This window comes from Veillonella parvula, from assembly GCF_032575955.1.
Classification (GTDB): domain Bacteria; phylum Bacillota; class Negativicutes; order Veillonellales; family Veillonellaceae; genus Veillonella; species Veillonella parvula_J.
In genome coordinates, this window is record NZ_JAWFXN010000002.1 from 65,593 (window position 1) to 89,932 (window position 24,340).

The 24,340-nt window shown below is 41.3% G+C and carries 21 protein-coding genes; 18 read left to right on the plus strand and 3 right to left on the minus strand.

The window, feature by feature from the left end; translation table 11 throughout:
• The first annotated feature begins 405 nt into the window (after nucleotides 1-405).
• From E7L28_RS03140 to trpA, 6 genes are all read left to right on the plus strand, one after another.
• Complete coding sequence (locus E7L28_RS03140; RefSeq protein WP_316692055.1) at nucleotides 406-1,875, plus strand: anthranilate synthase component I family protein; 1,470 nt, start codon at nucleotides 406-408, stop codon at nucleotides 1,873-1,875.
• A complete protein-coding gene (locus E7L28_RS03145; RefSeq protein ID WP_316604065.1) occupies nucleotides 1,875-2,441 on the plus strand; it encodes an anthranilate synthase component II in 567 nt (188 codons plus the stop codon). Before E7L28_RS03140 ends, E7L28_RS03145 begins: the two co-directional genes overlap by 1 nt.
• Nucleotides 2,442-3,022: 581 nt before the next feature.
• The gene (gene trpD, locus E7L28_RS03150) at nucleotides 3,023-4,033 is read left to right on the plus strand and encodes an anthranilate phosphoribosyltransferase (RefSeq protein WP_316604064.1); all 1,011 of its coding nucleotides are present in this window, start codon (nucleotides 3,023-3,025) and stop codon (nucleotides 4,031-4,033) included.
• Between the two features lie 3 nt (nucleotides 4,034-4,036).
• Nucleotides 4,037-5,503 carry a bifunctional indole-3-glycerol-phosphate synthase TrpC/phosphoribosylanthranilate isomerase TrpF gene (gene trpCF, locus E7L28_RS03155; RefSeq protein ID WP_316604063.1) on the plus strand — a complete coding sequence of 489 codons (1,467 nt, stop codon included), beginning with the start codon at nucleotides 4,037-4,039 and terminating at the stop codon, nucleotides 5,501-5,503.
• A 42-nt stretch (nucleotides 5,504-5,545) separates the two neighbouring features.
• Entirely contained in the window at nucleotides 5,546-6,739 is a 1,194-nt protein-coding gene (gene trpB / locus E7L28_RS03160) for a tryptophan synthase subunit beta (protein WP_316604062.1), read from the plus strand.
• Nucleotides 6,732-7,523: a tryptophan synthase subunit alpha gene (gene trpA, locus E7L28_RS03165; protein ID WP_302010134.1), complete on the plus strand. Its 792-nt coding sequence runs from the start codon at nucleotides 6,732-6,734 to the stop codon at nucleotides 7,521-7,523. Before trpB ends, trpA begins: the two co-directional genes overlap by 8 nt.
• A gap of 141 nt (nucleotides 7,524-7,664) precedes the next feature.
• Here the strand turns inward: trpA and E7L28_RS03170 are convergent, their stop codons facing one another.
• The gene (locus E7L28_RS03170) at nucleotides 7,665-7,961 is read right to left on the minus strand and encodes a hypothetical protein (RefSeq protein ID WP_316604061.1); all 297 of its coding nucleotides are present in this window, start codon (nucleotides 7,959-7,961) and stop codon (nucleotides 7,665-7,667) included.
• A gap of 173 nt (nucleotides 7,962-8,134) precedes the next feature.
• Between E7L28_RS03170 and E7L28_RS03175 the strand changes: the two genes are divergently transcribed.
• The 4 genes from E7L28_RS03175 (at nucleotide 8,135) to ileS (ending at nucleotide 13,734) form a co-directional block, all read left to right on the plus strand.
• On the plus strand, nucleotides 8,135-9,022 hold the full coding sequence (locus E7L28_RS03175; protein WP_316604060.1) for a DUF805 domain-containing protein: 888 nt from the start codon (nucleotides 8,135-8,137) through the stop codon (nucleotides 9,020-9,022).
• 3 nt (nucleotides 9,023-9,025) lie between these two features.
• A complete protein-coding gene (locus E7L28_RS03180; protein ID WP_316604059.1) occupies nucleotides 9,026-9,595 on the plus strand; it encodes a DUF805 domain-containing protein in 570 nt (189 codons plus the stop codon).
• A gap of 218 nt (nucleotides 9,596-9,813) precedes the next feature.
• Nucleotides 9,814-10,449, plus strand: coding sequence for a DUF805 domain-containing protein (locus E7L28_RS03185; RefSeq protein ID WP_278472838.1), 636 nt, complete (start codon nucleotides 9,814-9,816; stop codon nucleotides 10,447-10,449).
• Nucleotides 10,450-10,899: 450 nt separating this feature from the next.
• Complete coding sequence (gene ileS, locus E7L28_RS03190; RefSeq protein ID WP_316604058.1) at nucleotides 10,900-13,734, plus strand: isoleucine--tRNA ligase; 2,835 nt, start codon at nucleotides 10,900-10,902, stop codon at nucleotides 13,732-13,734.
• Nucleotides 13,735-13,907: 173 nt separating this feature from the next.
• On the opposite strand, the gene E7L28_RS03195 is transcribed toward ileS, so the two are convergent.
• Together E7L28_RS03195 and E7L28_RS03200 are read right to left on the minus strand one after the other, a co-directional pair.
• Entirely contained in the window at nucleotides 13,908-16,280 is a 2,373-nt protein-coding gene (locus E7L28_RS03195; protein ID WP_316711432.1) for a tetratricopeptide repeat protein, read from the minus strand.
• Nucleotides 16,281-16,591: 311 nt separating this feature from the next.
• The gene (locus E7L28_RS03200) at nucleotides 16,592-17,374 is read right to left on the minus strand and encodes a basic amino acid ABC transporter substrate-binding protein (RefSeq protein ID WP_120055818.1); all 783 of its coding nucleotides are present in this window, start codon (nucleotides 17,372-17,374) and stop codon (nucleotides 16,592-16,594) included.
• A 173-nt stretch (nucleotides 17,375-17,547) separates the two neighbouring features.
• On the opposite strand from E7L28_RS03200, the gene E7L28_RS03205 reads away from it, so the two are divergent.
• The 8 genes from E7L28_RS03205 to E7L28_RS03240 all read left to right on the plus strand — a co-directional run bounded on the left by E7L28_RS03205 (nucleotide 17,548) and on the right by E7L28_RS03240 (nucleotide 24,340).
• Entirely contained in the window at nucleotides 17,548-18,729 is a 1,182-nt protein-coding gene (locus tag E7L28_RS03205; RefSeq protein ID WP_316604056.1) for an amidohydrolase, read from the plus strand.
• Nucleotides 18,730-18,758: 29 nt separating this feature from the next.
• Nucleotides 18,759-19,910 carry a Cof-type HAD-IIB family hydrolase gene (locus E7L28_RS03210; protein WP_316604055.1) on the plus strand — a complete coding sequence of 384 codons (1,152 nt, stop codon included), beginning with the start codon at nucleotides 18,759-18,761 and terminating at the stop codon, nucleotides 19,908-19,910.
• Between the two features lie 184 nt (nucleotides 19,911-20,094).
• A complete protein-coding gene (locus tag E7L28_RS03215; RefSeq protein ID WP_316604054.1) occupies nucleotides 20,095-20,292 on the plus strand; it encodes a 4Fe-4S binding protein in 198 nt (65 codons plus the stop codon).
• Between the two features lie 261 nt (nucleotides 20,293-20,553).
• Nucleotides 20,554-22,089, plus strand: a complete 1,536-nt coding sequence (guaA, locus tag E7L28_RS03220) for a glutamine-hydrolyzing GMP synthase (RefSeq protein ID WP_316604053.1) — start codon at nucleotides 20,554-20,556, stop codon at nucleotides 22,087-22,089.
• A gap of 196 nt (nucleotides 22,090-22,285) precedes the next feature.
• On the plus strand, nucleotides 22,286-23,116 hold the full coding sequence (locus tag E7L28_RS03225) for a S1 family peptidase (RefSeq protein WP_316691966.1): 831 nt from the start codon (nucleotides 22,286-22,288) through the stop codon (nucleotides 23,114-23,116).
• Nucleotides 23,117-23,308: 192 nt separating this feature from the next.
• A complete protein-coding gene (locus E7L28_RS03230; protein WP_316604051.1) occupies nucleotides 23,309-23,818 on the plus strand; it encodes a hypothetical protein in 510 nt (169 codons plus the stop codon).
• Nucleotides 23,819-23,937: 119 nt separating this feature from the next.
• Complete coding sequence (locus E7L28_RS03235; protein WP_316691967.1) at nucleotides 23,938-24,096, plus strand: hypothetical protein; 159 nt, start codon at nucleotides 23,938-23,940, stop codon at nucleotides 24,094-24,096.
• Between the two features lie 64 nt (nucleotides 24,097-24,160).
• Complete coding sequence (locus tag E7L28_RS03240) at nucleotides 24,161-24,340, plus strand: hypothetical protein (RefSeq protein WP_316604049.1); 180 nt, start codon at nucleotides 24,161-24,163, stop codon at nucleotides 24,338-24,340.

A 24,340-nucleotide genomic window follows, 5' to 3' on the forward strand; every position in this document is an offset into this window, starting at 1 on the left:
CTTTCATTCTATAGAAACATTATAATCAGATTATAATTTTATACTCGCCTGAAATAAACCGATGAGGTGGAGATAAAAATAGGATATGCACTCACAGAGAGCGGGATTAGCTGAGAACCCGTAGTACGCAGCTTATTAAATGGACCACCGAGGGCGCATGGAAAAGAATGAACTTTCACAGTCATTCCTAGTATGGTGCGACGTCACACGAGCGTTAGTCGTGAGGGATATGTTAGTATCCTGCGAAAGGGGAATGCATTGCATTCAAACAAGGTGGTACCGCGATTTATAGCACAATACAAATATTTTCTAATAATTGTATAAGAATAGAACTATAAACTCGTCCTTGACGTTATATTGTCATGGGCGAGTTTTTTTATTGGCAAATGCCAGATGGAGGTTCTCATGATTTTCCCTAGTCTTGACCGTGTGAAAGCTATCGCACCGGGCTACGATATCGTGCCTGTATATATGGAAATTTTATCCGACGTACGCACACCGATTAGTGTGTTGAAAGCGTTAAAACAAGTGAGCAGTCATACGTACTTGCTTGAAAGTGCGGATAATAGTAATCATTGGGGCCGTTACTCCTTCTTGGGCTATGATCCTAAGATTGAGCTATTCTGTAAAAATCATAAAATGACTATCAAAGACGGTACGACACGTACCTTTGAGTGCTCTGATCCAGCTGCAGAGATTCGCAATATTTTGAGTCAATATAAAAGTCCTCGTTTAGAAGAGTTGCCAACCTTTACAGGTGGCTTTGTAGGCTACTTCGCATGTGAATATATTCGCTACATCGAGCCAACATTGGATTTTCCAACACCGGATGATGACTCTGCCATGGTAAACGATGTAGACCTTATGCTCTTTGATAAGGTTATCGCTTTTGACCATTACAAAAATAAAATTTACTTAATCGCTAACATCAGCACAAATGATTTAGAACGCAACTACAACAAGGCTGAGCTCGAACTGAAAACTCTTGCTGATCTCGTTGTAAATGGCAAAGAGGCGGATGTGCCAAAAGGCGTTCTTAAAACAGAGTTTACCTCTGAATTTACAAAGGACGAGTTCGAAGCAGTTGTTAAAAAGACGCAGCACTACATCAAGGAAGGGGATATCTTCCAATGTGTTGTATCTAATCGCCGCGAAGCCGAGTTTGAAGGGAGCTTGTTAAATGCATACCGCGTATTGCGTACATTGAATCCATCTCCATACATGTTCTATCTATCTGGTGGCGATGTAGAGCTTACAGGGGCTTCTCCAGAAACATTGGTAAAACTGACAGCTGGTAAAATGTATACCTTCCCAATTGCAGGTACCATGCGTCGCGGTAAAAATGAAGCAGAGGATCTTGCTATTGAGGAAAAACTCATTAACGATGAAAAAGAATTGGCTGAACATAACATGCTCGTTGACCTGGGACGCAATGATTTAGGTAAAATTTCTAAATTTGGTTCCGTAAAAGTTGAAGCGTTACATATGTTGCAACGTTTCTCCCATGTAATTCATATTACATCTACTGTAAGCGGTGACATTCAAGACGGCAAAGATGCACTCGATGCTATCGGTGCTACATTGCCGGCAGGCACATTGTCTGGGGCGCCTAAGATTCGTGCTATCGAAATTTTACACGAACTTGAAAAAAGCCCACGCGGCGTATACGGCGGTGCCGTAGGTTACATCGACTTCTCCGGCAACATGGACGTATGTATCGGTATCCGCATGGCTATGAATAAAGGTGGCAAGGTATATGTTCGTGCTGGCGCAGGCATCGTTCGAGATAGCGTTCCTGAAAGCGAGTTTAATGAAACCTTGATCAAAGGCCAATCCATGATTTCCGCAATTACAGATGCACAGGAGGTAGAATAATGGTACTCCTTATAGATAATTACGATAGCTTTTCCTTTAATCTATATCAATTAGTAGGCTCTATCGATCCAGATATTAAAGTCATCCGCAGCGATGAATTAACAGTTGAAGAAATCCGTTCGTTGAAACCAGACTATGTGATACTTTCACCAGGTCCTGGCAGACCAGCTGATGCGGGCGTATACGAAGACCTATTGCGCGAATGCAAAGGGGAATTCCCAATCCTCGGCGTATGCCTTGGACACCAAGCCATTGGCGAAGTATTCGGCGGTACCGTATCCTACGCTAAACAAGTGATGCATGGCAAACAAAGCGTGGCGAAACAAGTACATCCATCTAAAATCCTTAAAGGTTTGCCTGAACAATTCGAAGTCGCTCGATACCACTCCTTGGCGATTATCGACGAAACCATGCCAAACGAACTTATCGTCACATCCATTACCAACGATGGAGAAGTAATGAGTGTGGAACACAAAGACTACCCGATCTATGGAGTCCAATTCCATCCGGAATCCATCATGACACCAAACGGGGAACAAATGATTCGCAATTTCTTAGAAAAATAACTACTGTTTTGTATTCGAGGGGCTATTATTAGTTACTAGTACGGTAAGGCAGAAATAAGGTCTCTCGGAACTCCAATGGCCACTCTCCCCACTACGTGGGGCCGCCAAGTCGTTCCTTAAGACCTTATTTCCTGCCAACTCAACCTTGGCAGTACCTATAATAGCCCCTCTACAATACATATCGTAAACTATAGCCATACTTTCCTAAAGAAATATGCGAATCAGAACCCCTAATATAAGAAAAAGTGGTGCGTAGCACCACCATTCCCACTCTCCCTATAAAGGGATGACCTGTGCGTTACTCCATATAATGCGCAGGATCATTTAAGAGATATTGAATTGTTGTTCATTTTATTGTGCGTGTGACAGTGAGTAGGGCATATAAAAGATTAAGTGTCCTAGTGTTTATGTGAGTTCACGGGGTTCTAGGCCCGACTTTGGCCCTGCGAAGGCCGCAGGCCGCAGTCAGACCCGGCCAGTGGAGGGCATAGGTCCACGTGAATCACATGTAGCATTAAAGTAGGTATATGCCCTATTAACATTGAACCAAAGAAAATGAACAACAAGTAAGGAGCTATAAAATGATTAAAGACGCATTATATGCAGTAACGCACGGTCAGGATTTATCCTACGACCTTGCTAAAGATACAATGAACAAGATTATGAGCGGTGATGTACCCGAGGTTCCTATGGCGGGTTTCTTGTGCGCCTTGGCAGCGAAGGGCCCTACTGTAGATGAGGTTACAGCCTTTGCTGAGGTTATGCGCGAGAAGGCCGGTTCTGTTCCTCACGAAGGTACTGTTGTAGAAATCGTAGGTACTGGCGGTGATGAAGCTAATACGTTTAACATTTCTACCACATCTGGTTTCATCATTTCCGCAGCAGGTATTCCTGTAGCAAAACATGGTAACCGTAGTGTATCTAGCAAATGTGGCGCTGCAGATTTGATCGAAGCGTTGGGTGCTAAATTAGAGCTTAACGGCGAGCAAAACGAAGCGGTTCTTAACAAAGCGAATATGTGCTTCATGTTTGCTCCTGTGTATCACCAAGCTATGAAATATGCAGGTCCTGTACGTAAGGCTTTGGGCGTGCGCACTGTGTTTAACATCCTTGGACCTTTGGCAAATCCAGCAGGTGCAACTGTAGAGTTGATGGGCGTTTACGATAAATCCTTGGTAGAACCATTGGCTCGCGTATTGGCTAATCTTGGCGTAAAACGCGGAGCCGTGGTACATGGCTTCGACGGTCTTGATGAAATTACGGCTACCAACAAAACGTACGTATGTGAAATTAATAATGGTACTTTCACAAGCTACGAATTCGATCCTAAGGACTATGGTTTCGAATACGCTGATAAAACTGAGCTTGAAGGTGGCGACGCAACAGTAAATGCTGAGATTACACGCCGCGTTCTCGGTGGTGAGCAAGGCGGTAAACGTACCGCAGTTCTTCTCAATGCTGGCATGGCGATTTACCTTGCAAAAGATGGCATTACATTAGCAGAGGGCATTGAAGAGGCGAAACATATGATCGACTCTGGCAAGGCGCTTGCTACAATGGAACAGTTTGTGAAAGCAACCCAAGAGGTGTAACCATTGATTTTAGATAAGATTATAGAGGCGACCAAAATTCGGGTAGCCCAAGAAAAACAGGTGGAATCTCCAGAGTCTGTGAAAGCAGCGGCTTTAGCATTACCATCTGATACAGGATTTCCTTTTGAAGCAGCCCTTCGTCAGCAAGATTTTAACTTCATTTGCGAAGTAAAGAAGGCATCTCCATCAAAAGGCATCATCGCAGAGCACTTCCCGTATTTAGAGATTGCCAAAGAATATGAAGTGGCTGGTGCTGCGGCTATCTCTGTTTTGACTGAGCCAGATTTCTTTAAGGGTGATAAAAAATATTTGCAAGAAATTGCAAGCACCATAAAAATTCCTGTGCTTCGTAAGGACTTCATCATCGATGAATACCAAATCTACCAAGCAAAGGTATGGGGTGCTAGTGCCATTCTTTTAATCTGTGCATGCCTGGATGTGCCTACGCTGACAAAGTTTCGTGAGTTAGCTGATTCTCTTGGCTTATCCTCTTTGGTAGAGGCGCATGATGAACATGAGGTACAAATGGCCATCGATTGCGGTGCCCGCATTATTGGCGTTAACAATCGTAACCTCAAGGACTTTACTGTAGATGTACAAAACAGCGTACGCTTGCGCAATCTCGTGCAAGACGATGTGATCTTCGTATCTGAAAGCGGGCTAGAAACGCCAGAGGATATCCAAGTATTGCGGGATAACAATATCGGCGTAGCCTTGATGGGTGAAACCTTCATGCGTTCTCCCAATAAGGTTGAAAAGTTAGCCTATCTTTATGGGCCGACATACTATACACCTAAGGTTAAGATGTGCGGAATCTCCAAGGTGGAAACAATCCCTGCTGTAGTAGAGGCAAAGCCTGATTACATGGGCCTTGTATTTGCACCAAGTAAACGACAAGTCACTGTAGATCAAGCTAAGATTTTAGTAAGTGAGCTACACAAACAATATGCAAATCGATATAACAGAAATGTCATACAATGGAGTAATGATGTAGTACAAGAATTTATTAAAACGGTAGGCATTTTTGTCAATGAAACGCTAGATAATCTCGTTACGATTGCCACAGAAGTAAATCTTGATGCGGTGCAATTGCACGGTGATGAAGATGAAGCTTTCATCCAATCCTTAAAAGAACGTACTAATGTAGAGGTTTGGAAGGCCATTCAAATCCGCAGTGCTGCAGATGCAGAGGCGTGGATTGATAGCAATGCTGATATGCTCTTGTTTGATGCATATCACAAAGACGAGCGAGGCGGTACGGGTGAAGTATTCGACTGGTCTTGCTTAGATGAGTTTGAACGACCGTTTATGCTCGCTGGTGGTATCGATAGCACCAATGTGGCGCGTGCCATTCGTACGGTTCGACCGTACGGCATCGATATCAGTAGCGGCATTGAAACAGAAGGTGTGAAGGACGATGAGAAGATAAAAGCTTTCACCAACATTGTGAGAACAATAGCAATGCCATAGTATGGCGTGCTAGCAGGAATGGTATATAGAAAGGTAAGTTATATGAGTAAACAAAGACATGGCTATTTTGGCTCCTTTGGGGGTCAATTTATGCCAGAAACATTGATGAATGCAGTCATCGAACTAGAAGAGTCGTACAACAAGTACAAAGATGATCCTGATTTCGTACATGAACTTGAGGATTTACATAAAAAATATACAGGTCGCCCATCTCTTTTATACTATGCGGACCGTATGACAAAGGACCTTGGGGGAGCCAAAATTTATTTAAAACGTGAGGACTTAAACCATACTGGTTCTCACAAGTTGAATAATGTAATCGGTCAAATGTTATTGGCAAAACGGATGGGTAAAACTCGTGTTATTGCTGAAACCGGCGCAGGTCAACACGGCGTGGCAACGGCTACTATCGCTGCGTTGATGGGCATGGAATGTGAAGTATACATGGGTGCAGAGGACTGTGAACGTCAAGCACTTAACGTTTACCGTATGGAATTGCTAGGCGCTAAGGTGCATCCTGTAACAACAGGGACTAGTACATTGAAAGATGCGGTTTCCGAAGCGTTACGCGAATGGACAAACCGCATGTCCGATACGCACTATGTATTGGGCTCCGTTATGGGTGCTCACCCATTCCCTATGATCGTTCGCGATTTCCAATCTATTATCAGCCGTGAAGCGCGTGAGCAAATCCTTGAAGCAGAAGGCAAATTACCAACAGCTGTTATGGCTTGCGTAGGCGGTGGCTCCAATGCGATGGGCATGTTCTATCACTTCATTCCAGATGAAGGGGTTCGTCTCATCGGTTGTGAAGCAGCAGGTCGCGGCATCGATACAGAGGAACATGCGGCGACAATCGCGAAGGGGTCTGTTGGTATCTTCCATGGTATGAAATCCTACTTCTGCCAAGATGAAGACGGTCAAATTGCTCCAGTATATTCTATTTCTGCAGGCCTCGATTATCCTGGCATCGGTCCTGAACATGCGTACTTGCACGATAGCGGTCGTGCTGAATATGTGCCTGTTACAGATGACGAAGCAGTAGATGCCTTTGAATATTTATCTCGCTTGGAAGGTATTATTCCTGCGATTGAAAGTGCTCATGCGGTGGCACATGCACGTAAAATTGCTCCTACTATGAGCAAGGACGACATCATTATTATTTGTTTATCTGGTCGCGGTGACAAAGACGTAGCGGCTATGGCGAAATATAGAGGGGTGGATCTTCATGAGTAAAATTAAAGATGCTTTTACAAAGGGCAAGGCATTCATCCCGTTCATTAGTGCTGGTGACCACGGTATTGAAAATACAGAACGTTATATTCGCATTATGGTGAAAGCCGGTGCAGACATGGTGGAAATCGGTATTCCCTTCTCTGATCCAACAGCGGAAGGCCCAGTTATCCAAGAAGCAAGTACACGCGCATTATCTACAGGCGTAAAAATCAATGATATCTTCGATATGGTGCGTCGTCTGCGTACAGGTGATGATGCGGTGACTATACCGCTCGTATTCATGACCTATTTGAATCCTATTTACGTATTTGGTCGTGAAAAATTCTTTACCCTCTGTGAAGAGGTGGGAATCTCTGGTGTTATCGTACCAGACATGCCGTTTGAAGAAAAAAGCGAGCTCGCTAGTGTGGCTCATAAGCATGGTGTTGAAGTTGTATCCTTAATTGCGCCAACATCTGAAAACCGCATCGAAATGATCGCCAAAGACGCAGAAGGCTTTGTATACTGTGTATCCTCACTTGGCGTTACAGGCATGCGCAGTGAAATTAAGACGGATATTAAATCCATCGTTGAAACCATTCGCAAATATACGGATATCCCTGTAGCTGTTGGTTTTGGTATTTCTAAGCCAGAACAAGCGGAAGCTATGGCGCGCGTATCCGATGGAGCTATCGTAGGCTCTGCCATCGTTAAAATCGTGGCAGAACACGGTGAACATGCAGATCAAGCGTTGTTTGATTACGTACAATCCATGAAGCAAGCTGTTCTAAAGGCTGGCGCATAACATAATAACTCATATAGCCTTGGGAAAAATTATATAGGGGATAACATAAAAGGACGTTATGCAATGTATAACGTCCTTTTCATTGGTTGGTTAATTTAGTTTTGTGTTTTTAGGGCTAGTAATATGTATTATGCGCAAGGCTTAGTCATTAGAGGATTCAGAACGTTGATGTCGTTCACTGCGTTTTGCTGTTGCATTTTTATCATGCTTTTCACGTTCAGATATTCTATGCTTTCTGTGCTTTTTCTTTTTATCATTTACTTTGTACCATGGATGATTGCTGCTATCTAATGTGCCATCATCATTTTTTACCATGCGATGGTTTTCACCGATTTTGAAGTGATAATCTTTGGCTTGGGCTACATTGGCACTAATACCAACTATTAAAAAGGCACCTAAACTGGCCAAGGCTACTGCTTTAATTAATTTAGCTTTCATAATTATCTCCTGTATAATTAATTGTACAAATTTTAGTTGTAAGAAATATATCTGTAGTATAGGTAGATTTCATGAATAAAAAATGAATCAACTAAGTTGATAAATCATAGTATAATAGGAATATCTATATATGTTTATTATTTAATATTATCTAAGATTATAGTAGGAGCTTTATGAAACAGAGAGTATACGAAATCCTCTATCGTGAGCTAGTAGAAAACTATGCGAACAGTAAGGGACGTACCAATACAGCCGATTTTTGGCTCACCATAAGTGCTATATCCTTTGTATATGGCTTAATTATATGTATTACAGGTCTTGCAACCTACATACCGTACGGATTTCTTTATGCTGTCTCTATCGGTGGCGGTGTATTATTTGTATTGTCCATCCTGTTATGCTTGCCGAAGATTATGCTAATGGCAAGACGGTTACGAGACTCTAATAATGATCCAACGTTGATGATTTTGCTTTTGGTTCCTATTTTAGGCTGGCTTGCATTATTGTATCTATTCTGTAAGCGCACATCGCCTGTATCTAATGGATTAGAGGAAAAACGTTCCGTATCGGGCCTCTTTATTGTGGCTATATTAGTATTAGGCTGCCTAGCTATTAGTGCAGGTAGTACAATGATTAATCATAATTTTATAGTAGAGGAGACTGCTTATGGCAATTTAGAACCTAGTTCGTTAACGAAACAAGCAAATCGTCTTTTACAAAGTGAAACGGCTACAACAGAGGGGCGTACTGTGGTAAGTAATTATTATGAAGCCCTCAATAAAAAGGATTATCATGGTGCATATCGTTATTTGAGCGCTCGTGCTATGGAACGATATGGTACCTTTGAACTATGGGAACAAGCCATGACTAAGGAAGAGGTTCCTAAGGTGAAAGCGATACAGCTTGACTATGTTTCTCAAGACCAAGATGATGATATTGTTGTAAACTATATGGGCTTTACCGTTACTTTTAAAGATAAATCAGAGCCTCTATTAGTTCGTTTGCATAATGAAGGCAAAGGCTGGGGCATTGTTGCTATTGAAGCCATGGAGGAGGATTAGGTTATGTCAACCATAAATATATATGATTTGAACTATACTGATGCCTTCAAATTAGGTATTAGGAACTATGCTAATTTTAACGGTCGTGTTAGCCGTAGTGAATATTGGCGATTTGTGGCAGGCGTTACATTGATACAAGGATTACTTGGCATTTTAGCTTTACTTTGTAGTATCTTGGGCTTCCCTAATTATGAAGCGCTTATCGATAATGTTGCTGTAGGGGTATCCCTTTTCTTTATAGTTCCTAATATAGCTATCACAGCGCGGCGTATGCATGATATTGGCCGGAGTGGTTGGACGCAGCTAATCTCATTTATTCCTGTTATAGGATTCTTTATATTCCTCGTTTACGAATTGCGTCGTGGTGATGAAAGAGAGAATTCATATGGTGAAAGAACCGGATATACACCTATTACTCCTGAGGTTGGCAAAGCTACTGGTCTAGAAGAAACTCCATCCCGTCGCCAAGATTGGGCGATGGGGATTGCTATCTTTATTATCCAATCTATTATTATTGCTGATATTATTAGAGAGATATTATGGTATGGTATTAATGGGAATGGATATATGTAATAAAGATCTGCATTTATTAACAATCTCATTATTTTATTTTATAAAAGTTTAACATCTCCTTTATAGACAATATAACACTTTGTAGTAAAATGAATTTCAGATGAATTCAAAAATATAGATATTAATAAATAAAAAATATCTAAGTTGTTATATGTGTTAAGTACAGCAGGACTTCGTAATCTTTGCTGATTCCTGTTTGTAACTAGAAGGAGTTTATTATGAAATCTTGTCCCTATTGTGGACATGAAGTGTTAAAAACAGATTGTTACTGTCCAGAATGTGGGCATGTTAGTAGGCCACAAATCTCGTTAGATAAATATAATCTAGGCTTGATTGAAAACTTTAAACAATGTTTGGTTTATAAATATGCTGATTTTGATGGTCGTGCAAGTCGTAGTGAATATTGGCATTTCTTCTTAGTCTATCAATTGTTGTTTGTGGCCATTCTGTTTACCTGTGCTTTTTTGAGCTATATTAGCCCACTGTCTAGTGTAGTAGGCGTAGGTTTTGGCTTGGTCATTCTTGTTCTTTTGTCCGTGATTATGGTTATTCCTGGTGTGGCCGTTTCAGTACGACGCTTACACGATCAAGGACGATCGGGCGGACTCGTATTTATTGGCTTTATCCCGGTGGTAGGGACCATTATCCTGTTGATCCTTATGGCTCTACCTGGTGAAAGCCAATCAAATCGCTTTGGTTCCCCTACAGGTCAAGTGGTTGTAACAAAACAAATGGCCCGTGAATTAGGTCTTATTGATACTACGCCATCTATGGGACTAACTGCAGGACTATTCTGCGCTATCTTTGTGCTTTGGTTCTTGGTAGATAAACTACTTATGACTAGTGCGATGTAGGCTATGATGTAGTCTATAATAAGATATTTATGATAATAGGGCATGTAGATTTTGTTAAACTTAGAAATGAAGTATTTGACAATTCCCCCTCGTGAGTCCTATAATTATCTATTATATGAATATTGCGTTGAAAAAGACGGCATGTCTCAGGCGGATTTTGTAGAGATCAAACTCATGGGCTGAAAGGTTTGGAAATCTAGAGATGTGCGGATCACTTTGGAGCAAGCGGCAACGCCGCCGGTGAACACCGTTATATGTCTAAGTGGCTTTCACAATATGAGAGATGAGTTGCGTCTTATGTGTTACAATCATGTGCTAGCATGGTGTGACAATCGCAGAAATGCGGTGGCGTTAGCTTTCACAAGTAACGAGAGTCAGTAGGGTGGTACCACGGATATTACGTCCGTCCCTTCGGGGACGGGCGATTTTTTTATGTAAAAGGAGCACATCATGGATTACGGTAAGACGTTACATTTGCCTGAAACAGAATTCCCAATGCGCGGCAATTTGCCTAAGCGCGAACCAGAAATCTTAAAATTCTGGGAAGATAACAAGATTTATCAAAAACGTTTGGAATTGCGTAAAGACGCAAAGCCATTCATTTTGCATGATGGCCCTCCATATGCAAACGGTAAATTGCACATTGGTCATGCCCTCAACAAAACGTTGAAGGACATTATCATGAAATACAAAACTATGACTGGTCATTATACTCGCTACATTCCTGGTTGGGATACGCACGGCTTGCCAATCGAGCATGCGGTTATTAAGAACACTGGTCTTAACCGTCATGAAATGGCTCCATTGGACTTGCGCAATAAATGTAAGGAATATGCATTGGAGTGCGTAGAAACACAAAAACAAGACTTCATTCGTTTTGGTGTATTAGGCGAATGGGACCGTCCGTACTTGACATTGCGTCCTGAGTTCGAAGTTAAACAACTTGGCATCTTCGGCGAAATGGCAAAACGCGGACATATCTATAAAGGTCTTAAAACTGTATACTGGTGTACGCACTGCGAAACTGCATTGGCAGAAGCAGAAATCGAATATGCTGAGAAAAAATCCTTCTCCATTTACGTAAAATTCCCTTATGTATCCGAGAAAAAGGTAACATTGCCAGCTGGCGTAGATCCAAAACAAGCATACGCTGTTATTTGGACAACTACTCCTTGGACAATGCCTGCCAACGTAGCTATTTCCGTTAACCCTGATCTAGAATATGGCTGGGTGAAAGCTGGCGACGAATACTACTTGATGGCTACTGAACTTGTTGACGCAGCTATGAAAGATATTGGTATCGAAGACTATGAAATCGTAAATTGTTTTTCCGGCGCAGACTTAGAATTAGCTGAGTTCAAACATCCATTCGTTGAACGTACATCCACTGTATTGTGTGGTGACCATGTAACACTTGAAGCAGGTACTGGTTGTGTACATACAGCTCCTGCACACGGTGAAGACGACTTTAACATCGTTATGCGTTATAACAAGGAAGGTAAAACTGAGCTTCCTATCATTTCCCTTGTTAACGAAACTGGTAACTATACTAAACAAGTAGATGACAATCGTTATGGCGATACTGAATTCCCATTGGCTGGCGTGGAAATTCACGATGCAGAGGTGTCTGTTATTAAAATCTTGGCGCACAATAATGCATTGCTTCACAAATCTAGCTTGCGTCACCAATACGCTCACTGCTGGCGTTGTAAAAATCCTGTCATCTATCGCGCTACAGAACAATGGTTCTCCTCTGTAGATGGGTACCGTCAACAAGCGCTTGATGCAATCGACAACCAAGTGCAATGGATTCCTAAATGGGGCCACGACCGAATTTTCAACATGGTTCGCGACCGCGGTGACTGGGTAATTTCTCGTCAACGTATTTGGGGCGTGCCAATTCCTATTTACTATTGTGAAAGCTGTGGCGAGCACATCATCAACGATGATACTATCAAAGCATTACAAGAAAAAGTAGCCGTAGAAGGCTCCGATGCTTGGTGGGCGCACAGCGCTAAGGAATTATTACCAGAAGGTTTCAAATGTCCTCATTGCGGTCATGATGAGTTCAAAAAAGAAACAGACATCATGGACGTATGGTTCGACTCTGGTTCCTCTTGGGCTGGCGTACTCGAAGTTAATGATCTTGACGTACCATGTGCTATGTACCTTGAAGGTTCTGACCAACATCGCGGTTGGTTTAACTCTTCCTTGTTGACTGCAGTAGCTACAACTGGTAAAGCACCATACAACTCCGTATTGACTCACGGCTTCGTTGTGGACGGTGAAGGTCGCAAAATGTCTAAATCTGTAGGTAATACAGTGGCTCCAAGCGACATCATCGATGTATACGGTGCCGATGTAATGCGTTTGTGGGTATCTTCTGCGGATTACCAAGCAGACGTACGTTTGTCCAAAGACATCGTAAAACAATTATCCGAAGTATACCGTAAGATCCGTAATACATTCCGTTTCTTGCTCGGTAACTTGGATGACTTCAATCCGAATACCGATAAAGTGGCTTACGCAGATATGTCCGAATTCGATAAATGGGCATTGTTGCGCTTAGAAGAAGTACGTCAAAAGGTTACTGATGCGTACGAAAACTATGAATTCCACATGTTGTACCATGCAATTCATAACTTCTGTACAGTAGACTTGAGTTCCATCTACCTTGATGTAATGAAAGATACAATGTATGCTGAAAGCAAAGATAATGTAGCTCGTCGTTCTGCTCAAACAGCGATGTACGAAATCTTGAAAACATTGGTAGCCATGGTATCTCCAGTACTTTCTTTCACAGCGGAAGAAGTTTGGAAATACATGCCTAAAGAAGAGGGCATGCGCGAATCCGTTATGCTTCAAGATTGGCCACAAGGTCATCCAGAACACTTCAACCAAGAATTGGCTGACAAATGGAACCAATTATTAGACTTGCGTACATCCGTACAAAAAGCATTGGAACTTGCTCGTCAAGATAAAACAATCGGTCATCCATTAGATGCATCTGTTACAGTATACGCTGAAGGCGCTGCATTCGATGCATTGCATGCACTTGGTGAAGAAGGCTTGGCTAAACTCGTTATCGTATCCGAAGCTCACATTGTGAATGGCGCTGCACCGGCAGAGGCTGTAAAAGACGAAGAAACTGGCGTTGCTACAGTTGTTGTTGCATCTAATCTCGAAAAATGTGAACGCTGCTGGATCCACCGCGATACAGTAGGCCAAGATAGCGCACATCCTACACTTTGTGCACGCTGTGCCGATGTTGTAAAAACACTATAATAAAAGTGCTGTAATAAGACTACTATAATAGAAACGCTGTAGTAAAAATCTAGAATCAAAATAATTCTATTATTAAGATTATAGGGATTATCAAAAAAAGACCATCCTGTTGAACTTCACTTCCAAAAATTGTGTCTAAATTTGGGGGTGTAGTTCACTGGGGATGGTCTTCTTTATGTTTGTAAATCCTTTGGCACTGTTAATTGTTTCCAATTATCTAGTTCAGGAATTTCCAAGGTATTTATCGTTTTTTGAATCCAATAGTTTAAGGATACTTCGTTCCCCACATATTGCTCAAATAAGTAGGTCTTACCAGGCGTGTCTTGTGGGTTTCCATCTTCATCGATGGTGTGACGGGCGGATTCTTTCAGATAGAGCTGCACTCTAAATGGGGTCGATTGATTGCCTTTAAAAATAAAATAGGATGGGCCCACAAAGTCATGGGTGCGAATATTAATTTGTTCGTACTTTTTCTCTTTCAACCCTTGCAAGGCAGTCTGAATCATAGCGTTCGCATCGTCGTATTCCTCTAACAGGAATGGCTGTTGATCAACATCGAGTACGTAGTGCCAAGTCGGCTTTTCTTCATTCTTTTCGATGGACCAGTTCTCTTCGAGGCTAGGCAAGTGACGATTATGGTAAAGCTCTTTTAATAGGCTTAAGGTATTTTCTTTGTTGAATAGGGCCTTATAGACGATTTCCTGTCCTTCTGTTGGATCATAACCGTGCAGTCTTACTTGATAATGATTTCGTAGCATCCGCGTTACATCGAGCTTAAAGATATTGCGCAATACATCTGGAATGGATAGGAAACGATTGTAAAAGCTGAGCTTCATTTCTTCCTGTGACTCTAAGGCGGTTTCAATGGTTTGCCAGTCGTACAAAGTCGTATCCCACAGGAAGTCGTCCATGGTCACAGATAAACGGGCCGCATCTTGAGGCCAGGCGGCAGGTGCAGGGCGCACCGTAGTAGTGGATTCGGCAATGCCTTCTTTGTATTGCCAGTGACCATCAACCTCTTCAAAGGCCGCTAATCGTTCTTCTGCTTCGTCATCGATGGGAATATCTTTTATCTCTGGATCCAAATTGGCTTTGTGAGACAAGATATATTGATGGGATTGCTCGTAATAGGATACGGCTTGATCTAAATCTGGTTTGCCTGTTACATAGCCCTTTTCGTAGGCATAGCCCAAGGCAACGCGTGTTAAAGCGCGCGTAATATCGTAGAAAAGAACGCGATTCTCCTCTTCAAAGGCTCTTTGTTCCTCGTCTAAGACACGTAGTAATGATTGCACACCAAAGCGTATATTTTTCGTCACCCCTAAACCGTGGATTCGCATGTATCCGATATAGGGCAAGGCGAATATGAAACGATCTTTTGTAGCCGCCATATGTGTTAAATCTGCAATGAGTCCCCAGTCGAGAGGCAGGTGGCCTATGTGAAAGATATAGCCAAAGGCTGCCTGTAAGGCGGTATATCCTGCATCACTAAACTGTTTCGTTGCAGCCCGGCGATAGAGACCAATAGCCGTTACCGGATCGTAGGGAATCGTAGAACGTAACTTTTTAGCATCATAGAAATGATAGTAATAATCCGCTAATTCTGCGATACTTTCAGATTGACCTAAGGAGGCACCTTTAGTGAACCACGTGAAAGCATCCTCGAATTTACCGTTTTCGTGGCAGTCGAGGCCTGTATATAGCATCATAGCAGGGTTACCAAGTTCGGCCGCAGTCTTGGCAACACGGCGCGCATTGATAAAATCGGCTTCGTCGATATAGATATTCCGTAAGTTCCCTTGGAACATGGCAAGACCGTTATCGAGGGCCTTATTAAACCACTCTTTCGCAAGGTTAGATGCATTTTCTTGCAATGTTTCATCTGGCACCGTGCCTTGCAAAGCGGCGATGCGATCCTGCACAGAGTTTGCTGTAAGGCTTCTTTGAATGCGTTTAGTCCAACTCATAGGCGGAGGTGTTAGCATAGCCTCTGCTGAGTCGATGCGATTGTCATCACGCCAGAAAAAGACATTGCCTATAACATATTGGCAATACGCATCGCCTTGGTTTGCGTAATCATAGACAATGCGAAATGCTTCGTCGAAGGAAATTTGCATATCCTTCTCCACGGTAGGGGTGATGGAACCTTTGATGCGCAAAGCTTGTAATATGCCGATAGGGCTACAGCGGCGAATGCTATCGTGTAAGCATTGATAGGTGCGCATATTATCCTCTGGGAAGTTAGACTCTTCCCAAGTAAAGCGAGGGCCTGCATAGACGCGTGCCAAGAGGGCATACGCATCACCTAGCTCTCGAGCCTCTGGATCATTGGCTATTTTGAGAGCATCCTCTTTAGTGTCTATATCACTTTCAAGACGGCTTGTTTTGTCATTTCGTAAGGCTCTATCTTTTAGCTGACTGGGATTTTGCTGATTATTGACGATGAGCTCTAATTGACGCAAGCCTTCTTGAGCCATTTTTTGATTATAGGATGCAAAAATCATGTGGAAGACCTTTTGCAGGCGTTCCGTAAAGTACTGTGCCATTAGGCCTCCTTTTATACATGTATATAGTAAATACATATTTATTATATAACGAACGCGAGGTACCGTAAAAGAGAAAATACTAGTATATCTGTATGTTCTCCATTGATATCATACTGCTATCGTTTACCTGTTCTCACAATATACTAGCCTATTTCTAATTTATATCTATGCATAATACAGAATCTTCAGCATGTATTGGATTTAAATGATAAAAAAATCCCCTCTGAAGAAAATCTGCTGTCACAAATTTTATGTGATGTCTGCAATCTTTCAGAGGGGGTATTATGTATCCTAGTTCTTAGGAATACATATTATTTTTTGTTGTAATCGCCGAACCATTTGTCGTAGATTTTTTGGTAAGTGCCGTCTTCTTTAAGTTCTTTAAGAGCTTTGTTAACAGCTTCTTGTAAAGCTTTGTTGCCTTTTTTCACGCCAAGCACTGTGCCAGGAGATTGTGTAGGTTCGCCTACAAGTTTAAGGTCTTGATCAGCACCTTGTTTGAGGTAGTACATAGCCACAGCGTTATCGATGATAGCACCGTCGATTGTACCAGCTTTCAATTCCATGAAGATATTAGCATTAGAATCGATTTGTTTTACTGTTGTACCAGGAATTTTTTGAGCCATTTCAACCGGGATTGTACCGATTTGAGCGCCTACAGTTTTACCTGCTAATTCATCCATGTTGTGGATTGTTGTGTTGTCTTTACGAACAACTGTGATGAAACCGCCTTGGTCGAAGTATACATCGGAGAAGTCCAATGCTTTTTCACGTTCAGGTGTAGCGTTGATGCCTGCTGCGATCATGTCGATATCGCCAGATTGAACTGCTGGAATCAAAGCATCGAAGCCCATGGATTTGAATTCCATTTTTAAACCAAGTTTTTTAGCAATTGCTTCGGACAAATCAACGTCGAAACCAACGTATTTGTCGCCTTCAGTGAATTCAAATGGTGGGAATGTAGTTTCAGAACCTACACGCAATACACCTTCTTGTTGTGTCATTTTAGGTTTGTCGTTGCCACAACCAGCCAATAAACCCATTGCTGCTACCGCTACGAGGGCGATGGCTGTCAATTTTTTGAACTTAAACATAGTATCCTCCTCAAACATCCATATACATGGTTTATACATTTCTGTTTATATTGTACGGAATTTTACACCAATAGGCAATAACATTGTATAATTAAGAGTAAACGAGTTTTCTATTCTTTATTGTAGAGTATCATAATCCTTTACAATAATGTGGTTATATACATGGAGGCAATATGTCCCTTACAACTACTTTTGCTGATCTTTGTAAAAGCTTCGCACCTGATGCGTTTGCCATTAATTACACATTAGCCAAGAACCCTGAGATTTCCAGTCAGGAGTTTGAGTCTGTTAAAACCATAGGTGCTGTTCTCGAAAAATATGGCATGGACGTAATCTATGAATTCTGTGATTTGCCGACAGCCTTCAAGGCATCTGCCGTGAAAGTAGATAACCCTCAAGGTCGTCTGGCAATCCTCTGTGAATACGATGCACTGCCAGAGGTGGGCCATGCGTGCGGTCACTCTGCCAGTGGTTCTATGAGTGTGTTAGCTGCACTAACACTACATAAAATGCAACAAGAAGGCGTAGCTTTTAAAATGGACATCGATATTATCGGCACACCAGACGAAGAAGCGATGGGCTGTAAGGTGGATATGTGCAATGCAAGGGTGTTTAAAGAGTACGATTTTGCCATCATGGTTCACCTCGATGGCGAGGAAACGCGTCCTAACTCACAATTCTTGGCACTCGATTGCTTCCGGGCTAAGTACCACGGTAAGCCGGCCCATGCAGCTGGCGAGCCTTGGAACGGTATCAATGCAGTGAATGGTGTGCAACTCGCTATCCATGCTATGGATATGATGCGCCAACAAGTGCGCCCTGAAACGCGCATCGGCACATGGATCATTGCGGGAGGTACCGCATCCAATGTGATCCCTGCCTTCGGTGAATTAGAGGTCACCGTGCGTCATACGGAGCGTGAGTACTTGAATGGTTTATCCGAGCAAATCAAAAAAATCTTTGAAGGGGCTGCTCTTTGTACTGGTACAACTGTGGATGTAGAGTTTTATGGCAATCCCTATGATGATATGAACCAAAACAATCGTGGCACAGCGCTTATCGAAGAGGTAATGGCCGATATGGGTCTCGATTTTGAGCCCGGTCCAGCAGCCCTTGGAGGTAGCTCAGATATTGGCAATGTAAGCTATCAATGTGCAGCATTCCACCCTAAATTGCGCCTCGCTGGCGAGCCGAAGGTGTGCCATTCTAAAGAATTTGCAGCTGCTATGTTAGAGCCTACTATTGAACAAACCATTATCGACGGTGCAAACATCATTGGTGGCACAGTATTGCGATTGGTAGAAAATCCAACAATCTTAGAAGAAATCATAGCCGAATTTAATAATTCTAAATAGAAGGAATAGAAGGAATAGAAGGAGGATGTATGGCCTCGACTGAAACATTACAAATAAAAAATTATATAGGCCTCACTGGGGATAAGCCCATTCGATTTATCGCATCCGATGTAGATGGTACCTTAGTAAACGATGCTAAGGCGATTCCTGAGGACGCCATTGAGGCGATTCGTGCCGCTCGTGAAAGTGGCATTCGCGTAGCCATTGCTTCTGGCCGCGCTTGGAATGAGATGAATGATGTCATCGAAAAATTGCCGTGCTTGCGCTATTTCATGTGCACCAATGGTGCTTATGTAATGGATAAGGACGAAAACCGCAGTCTATTCCACGTAAGTTTTGATAAAGAACAAGCATTACATTTGTTGCGTAAACTATTAACCTATGGTGTCTATGTAGAGGCTTATGTGAAAGACCAAATCTTTGGCATGTATCCGCCATCTAGATGCATTACACCTGAACGTTTAGGAGTCTGTGCTAGCGAACGTAATGAGAAAAATAAAAAAACTTTGCATGGCATAATGGACAATCATCTGCCTAATACTAAAAATCAGATCTCTGGTATAGGGGACACTCGTCTGCCAGGCGCAACTTACGATCACTATGCATTGGCGGAAGGCAACGAAGCAGCAAAGGTAAAGATGTCTGAATGTGAAATAGAGCAATCTAATTTCTTCTTTAGACCTAATATTCGTCCATTTATCTTGGCTACGCGGACCATGGTATGTGATTTGCTAGCTCATATGGAATCTTTAGACGAAGGGCCTGAAAAGATTCAAATCTTCTACGGTGATGAACCGATGCGTCAACGTATCTTGCAAGACTTGCGCGATGAATACCAAGGTTTATCCCACGACGGTACAGGTCGTGAACGATTCTATGATGTGCTGCTCTCTAGTGAAGGCAATTTAGAATTCGTCTTGCCCCATACTACAAAGGGCACAGCCGTAGAAGCGTTGGCAAAACATTGGGGCTTAAGCCCTGACGAGGTAATGACACTAGGGGATAGCGAAAATGACCTATCTATGCTACGCTTTGCGGGCGCTGGCGTGGCCATGGGCAATAGCAAGCCGAACATTAAAGAAGTGGCACGATACGAAACGACAGACAATAACCACCAAGGCGTGGCAAAGGCAATCTATTCCGCTATTGCGTATAATAGTGAACTAAATAAGAAAAAATAATTTTGATAGTTATTGTTGTGCTAAATTCCAGATACTACCAATTAAAAATAAATACTTTTAACTGGTAGTATTTGAAAATATATATGTTATTTAATTGCAAAAATACATGAATCGTAATAGGTGCTTATGATTACGTAGATTTGTAAAGGCTAATAGGTACACAGTAGATAGGAGGTGATGTATAATGGGAAGTCTAAAGTTTAATATCGATGACACATGCGTTAAGTGTGGTGCTTGTGCTGAGGATTGTCCTGTTCAATGCATCACCGAAGGTAAGACTCGATTTATCATTGGGAAAGGTTGTATCAGTTGTGGTGACTGCTATTCCATCTGTCCCGTGGGGGCCGTAAAAATGTATAAACGAGAGGCCCCTAAAAAGTGATGGCTAGAAATCTTTCAACATTGTTAGTAAATTGACTTACATACGGAAGGCTCTAAAAGAGTAATAACTAGAAATCCGAACATTAAAGATTTATTTATAATCTACATACGGAATATATGGAGTCGTTATACTTCCTATGGTATAATAAAATGTAATGAAAAATTAGCGTTTGGCTCGGAAAAACGCACCCCCAGTACAGATATGTATGGGCATAACAAATAGTGAATATACTTTCACAAATAGATGCATATGGAGGAAGGCATGGAAAACAAGGAATTTGTAATTGTTGTTGACTTTGGTGGTCAATATAACCAATTGATCGCGCGCCGTGTTCGTGAAAATCACGTATACTGCGAAGTATATCCATACAACAAAGCGCTGGATAAAATTAAGGAATTAAAACCGCAAGGTATCATCTTCACAGGCGGTCCTAACAGCGTGTATGAAGAAAACTCTCCAAAAATTGAGAAAGAGATCTTTGAACTTGGTATTCCTATTCTTGGCATGTGCTATGGTATGCAATTTATGGCGCATACATTGGGGGGCGAAGTTAAATCTGCGGACAACCGTGAATTCGGTAAAACACCTACGAAAGTGGACACTACATCTCCATTGTTCAAAGGTTTGGACGAAGACCAAGTGGTGTGGATGTCCCATGTTGATTATGTAGCAAAAGTTCCAGAAGGCTTTGAAATCGTAGCACATACTAAGGATTGCCCTGTTGCATCCATGCAAAATAAAGAACGTAAACTATATGCTATGCAATACCATGCAGAAGTATTGCACACTGAACATGGCAAAGAAATGCTTCACAACTTCTTGTACGAAGTATGTGGCTTCACAGGCACATGGACAATGGCAAACTATGCAAAAACTGCTATTGAAGACATCCGCAACACTGTAGGCGACGGCAAAGTATTGTTGGCATTGTCTGGCGGTGTAGATAGCTCCGTTGCGGCAGCTCTTATTTCTAAAGCTGTAGGCGATCAATTGACATGTATCTTTGTTGACCATGGTTTGATGCGTAAAAACGAAGGTGACGAAGTGGAAGCAGCTTTCAAAGACTCCGGTATGCATTTTATCCGCGTGGATGCAGAAAAACGTTTCTTAGATAAATTGGCTGGCCTTGAAGATCCAGAAGCAAAACGTAAAGCTATTGGCGAAGAATTCATCCGCGTATTCGAAGACGAAGGCCGTAAAATCGGTTCCGTTGACTTCTTAGCGCAAGGTACAATCTACCCTGACGTTATAGAGTCCGGCACTGGTGAAGCGGAAGTTATCAAATCTCATCACAACGTAGGTGGCTTGCCTGCAGTTGTAGACTTTAAAGGCCTCATCGAACCATTGCGCAACCTCTTCAAAGACGAAGTACGTGAACTTGGTTCTGAATTAGGCTTGGCTGATTACCTCGTATGGCGTCAACCATTCCCAGGCCCTGGCCTTGCTATCCGCGTAATGGGCGAAATCACTAAAGACAAACTCGACATCTTGCGTGATGCGGACTATATCTTCCGTGACGAAATTGCAAAAGCTGGTCTTGATCGTAGTATCAACCAATACTTTGCAGTATTGACATCTACACGTACCGTAGGTGTTATGGGTGACTTCCGTACATACGATTACACATTGGCATTGCGTGGCGTAACAACAACAGACTTCATGACTGCTGACTGGGCACGCATCCCTTACGACGTATTGGATACAATCTCCCGTCGTATCGTAAACGAAGTACAACACATCAACCGTATCGTGTACGATATTACATCTAAACCACCTGCTACCATTGAGTGGGAATAATAAAAAATATTGATTTTAAATTCATTAACTGTACTTTTTGAGTAATTCTGAATTCAACTGAAAGGTAAAAGAATAAGTTTGAAAGGGAGAGTTTTGGATTTAAAGAGTGCGTAAAAGCCTCCCATCATTTGGTGGGAGGCTCTTATGATAATAGTAGTTAGTGAATTTAGGTTTTATAGAGATAAGGGAAAATTTTATGCAGCCAAAAACAATTTCTGAATATCTAATGTTTAGTACAGTAAGATTAGAGGCTGAAAATGGATCTTCTGGAACTGGATTTTTTTATATTTATAATATTGATGATGAGAAGATTTGTCAAGTTCTTGTTACAAATAAACATGTTGTAAATAATAATCCAAATGAAATTATGACATTTTATTTACACTTAAAGGGAGAAGATGGTAATTTATGTGAAAATTATAAGGTAAAGTATCAAGCTGATTGGATTTTTCATTCATCTAAGGATTTATGTTTTTGCTTTATTAATCCTCTATTTGAATATATTAAGAATATTATTGGTCAGAAAGAAGTATTTACAATGCCGATTGATGACACTCTTGTTGCATCTGAAGAAAATCTGGAAACACTGAGTGCTCTTGAAGAAGTGGTTATGGTGGGATATCCTATTGGTCTATGGGATGAAAAAAATAATTTTCCAATATTTAGGCGTGGATATACTGCATCTCATCCTGCGTTAGACTTTAATGAGGAGGGGATAGGATTAGTAGATATGGCATGTTTCCCAGGTTCATCAGGTTCACCGATTTTTATATTAAATGAAAATGGATATTCTGATAGAGATGGAAATACTTATTTAGGCGCGAAAAGAATAATATTAATTGGTATTTTATATTCCGGCCCTGTATATAGAGCTGAAGGCGAAGTAATTGTAAGAGAAATACCAACAACTAATCAAGCAATTTGGTCTACAACGTCTATAATGACTAATCTAGGTTATTATATTAAGGGAGTTGAACTTCATAAGTTTAGGGATTTTATTATGGAATATATAGAGTCTCACAAATAATATTTGGGATTATTTTTAGTCTTTATAATAAATTTGATAATTTGTTGGACGTAATATACTTATATTTTGAATGCGTAAAATGAGCAATTTAGATTTTATTATTTGATGTAGAGTTACTTTTTCAATAAAAAGAAAAAGTCTCCACCGAATTTGCATAATGGAAACTGACAATATTGTTAAGGGAATAAAGGTATGGATACTATAAAAGAATTTTTAGATAGTGACATATATTTAGATATTATAAAAGAACTAGGTGTCGACAACTTTAATAAAGACCTACAAAGTGTTGAAGTAGAAGAACTAAAAAATCGATTAAAACAAAGACAATTCTTACTTGAAGGTTTTAATTGTAATGTGCTTTCAGAAAATGAAATGGTGCAGTTTTACATTCAAATGATAGAAGAATATGGAAAAAATATTATCATTTGGAGTAAGAGGTTTTGGGAATATAGCGATGTTACTAGTGAGGCGTATCCTGATGGTGAATTTCCTATAGGTGAGGAGATGTCTAAAGATGATGAATCAACTGTAATTGAAATAGGAAAATACTCTAGAACGAGTGTTGGTTTGTATATTATTGAATTCGAACTTTTGAAGAATCATCAAGATATATTTGCTGACTATTATAAAAGAATACGTATTCCTCAGGCTGCGAAATATGCTAAAGAGATGATAGCATTATATAAAGAGGTTTTTAGCTAAGATATTTAGATATACTAAATCAGGAGGTTTCTTATGGCACCGCAAGTAATTGATTTTTTTGGAATGAAATGTGGAAAGACAGTTATTACGAAAGAGAAAAAGGTATCGGTGTCAATCTTTTGGTAGAGTATTGGGATAAGTGGGCAAATGATTTTTCCCTCATGCGTAAAAGCAATGATTGTGACTTTGGTCGTAAGGTGAACGTTGCGTTGGGGAGTGTGTTGACTCTTGGTTCTACTTTGTTAGATATTGATGCAGGAGTCTCAAATTCTCTATAATATGTTGTTTTCTTAAGGGCGCTCTCCTAATGTAAGTATCATCGATTATAGATGTGAGCGTACGGTGGAAGATGAAATCGAGTGCCGAAAGATCATATATGAACAGTATTATGGAGATTTAACCGCTGACGTTGAGGAGCAAATCAAGAAGGATATCACAGCAAAGGCTAAGGATAATACATGCTTGATTTCCTCTCGGGCTGCCATAATCTGGTGGAATTCAAAGGTAATTGTTAGTGCCTAG

Bases quoted from the DNA above. Each gene is read 5' to 3' on its own strand.
- E7L28_RS03230 (WP_316604051.1), top strand. From the start codon at position 23,309: ATGGATACTATAAAAGAATTTTTAGATAGTGACATATATTTAGATATT.
- trpB (WP_316604062.1), top strand. From the start codon at position 5,546: ATGAGTAAACAAAGACATGGCTATTTTGGCTCCTTTGGGGGTCAATTT.
- E7L28_RS03180 (WP_316604059.1), top strand. From the start codon at position 9,026: ATGTCAACCATAAATATATATGATTTGAACTATACTGATGCCTTCAAA.
- trpA (WP_302010134.1), top strand. From the start codon at position 6,732: ATGAGTAAAATTAAAGATGCTTTTACAAAGGGCAAGGCATTCATCCCG.
- E7L28_RS03185 (WP_278472838.1), top strand. From the start codon at position 9,814: ATGAAATCTTGTCCCTATTGTGGACATGAAGTGTTAAAAACAGATTGT.
- E7L28_RS03145 (WP_316604065.1), top strand. From the start codon at position 1,875: ATGGTACTCCTTATAGATAATTACGATAGCTTTTCCTTTAATCTATAT.
- E7L28_RS03175 (WP_316604060.1), top strand. From the start codon at position 8,135: ATGAAACAGAGAGTATACGAAATCCTCTATCGTGAGCTAGTAGAAAAC.
- E7L28_RS03200 (WP_120055818.1), bottom strand. From the start codon at position 17,374: ATGTTTAAGTTCAAAAAATTGACAGCCATCGCCCTCGTAGCGGTAGCA.
- E7L28_RS03215 (WP_316604054.1), top strand. From the start codon at position 20,095: ATGGGAAGTCTAAAGTTTAATATCGATGACACATGCGTTAAGTGTGGT.
- E7L28_RS03195 (WP_316711432.1), bottom strand. From the start codon at position 16,280: ATGGCACAGTACTTTACGGAACGCCTGCAAAAGGTCTTCCACATGATT.
- E7L28_RS03225 (WP_316691966.1), top strand. From the start codon at position 22,286: ATGCAGCCAAAAACAATTTCTGAATATCTAATGTTTAGTACAGTAAGA.
- E7L28_RS03140 (WP_316692055.1), top strand. From the start codon at position 406: ATGATTTTCCCTAGTCTTGACCGTGTGAAAGCTATCGCACCGGGCTAC.
- ileS (WP_316604058.1), top strand. From the start codon at position 10,900: ATGGATTACGGTAAGACGTTACATTTGCCTGAAACAGAATTCCCAATG.
- E7L28_RS03170 (WP_316604061.1), bottom strand. From the start codon at position 7,961: ATGAAAGCTAAATTAATTAAAGCAGTAGCCTTGGCCAGTTTAGGTGCC.
- guaA (WP_316604053.1), top strand. From the start codon at position 20,554: ATGGAAAACAAGGAATTTGTAATTGTTGTTGACTTTGGTGGTCAATAT.
- E7L28_RS03205 (WP_316604056.1), top strand. From the start codon at position 17,548: ATGTCCCTTACAACTACTTTTGCTGATCTTTGTAAAAGCTTCGCACCT.
- trpD (WP_316604064.1), top strand. From the start codon at position 3,023: ATGATTAAAGACGCATTATATGCAGTAACGCACGGTCAGGATTTATCC.
- E7L28_RS03210 (WP_316604055.1), top strand. From the start codon at position 18,759: ATGGCCTCGACTGAAACATTACAAATAAAAAATTATATAGGCCTCACT.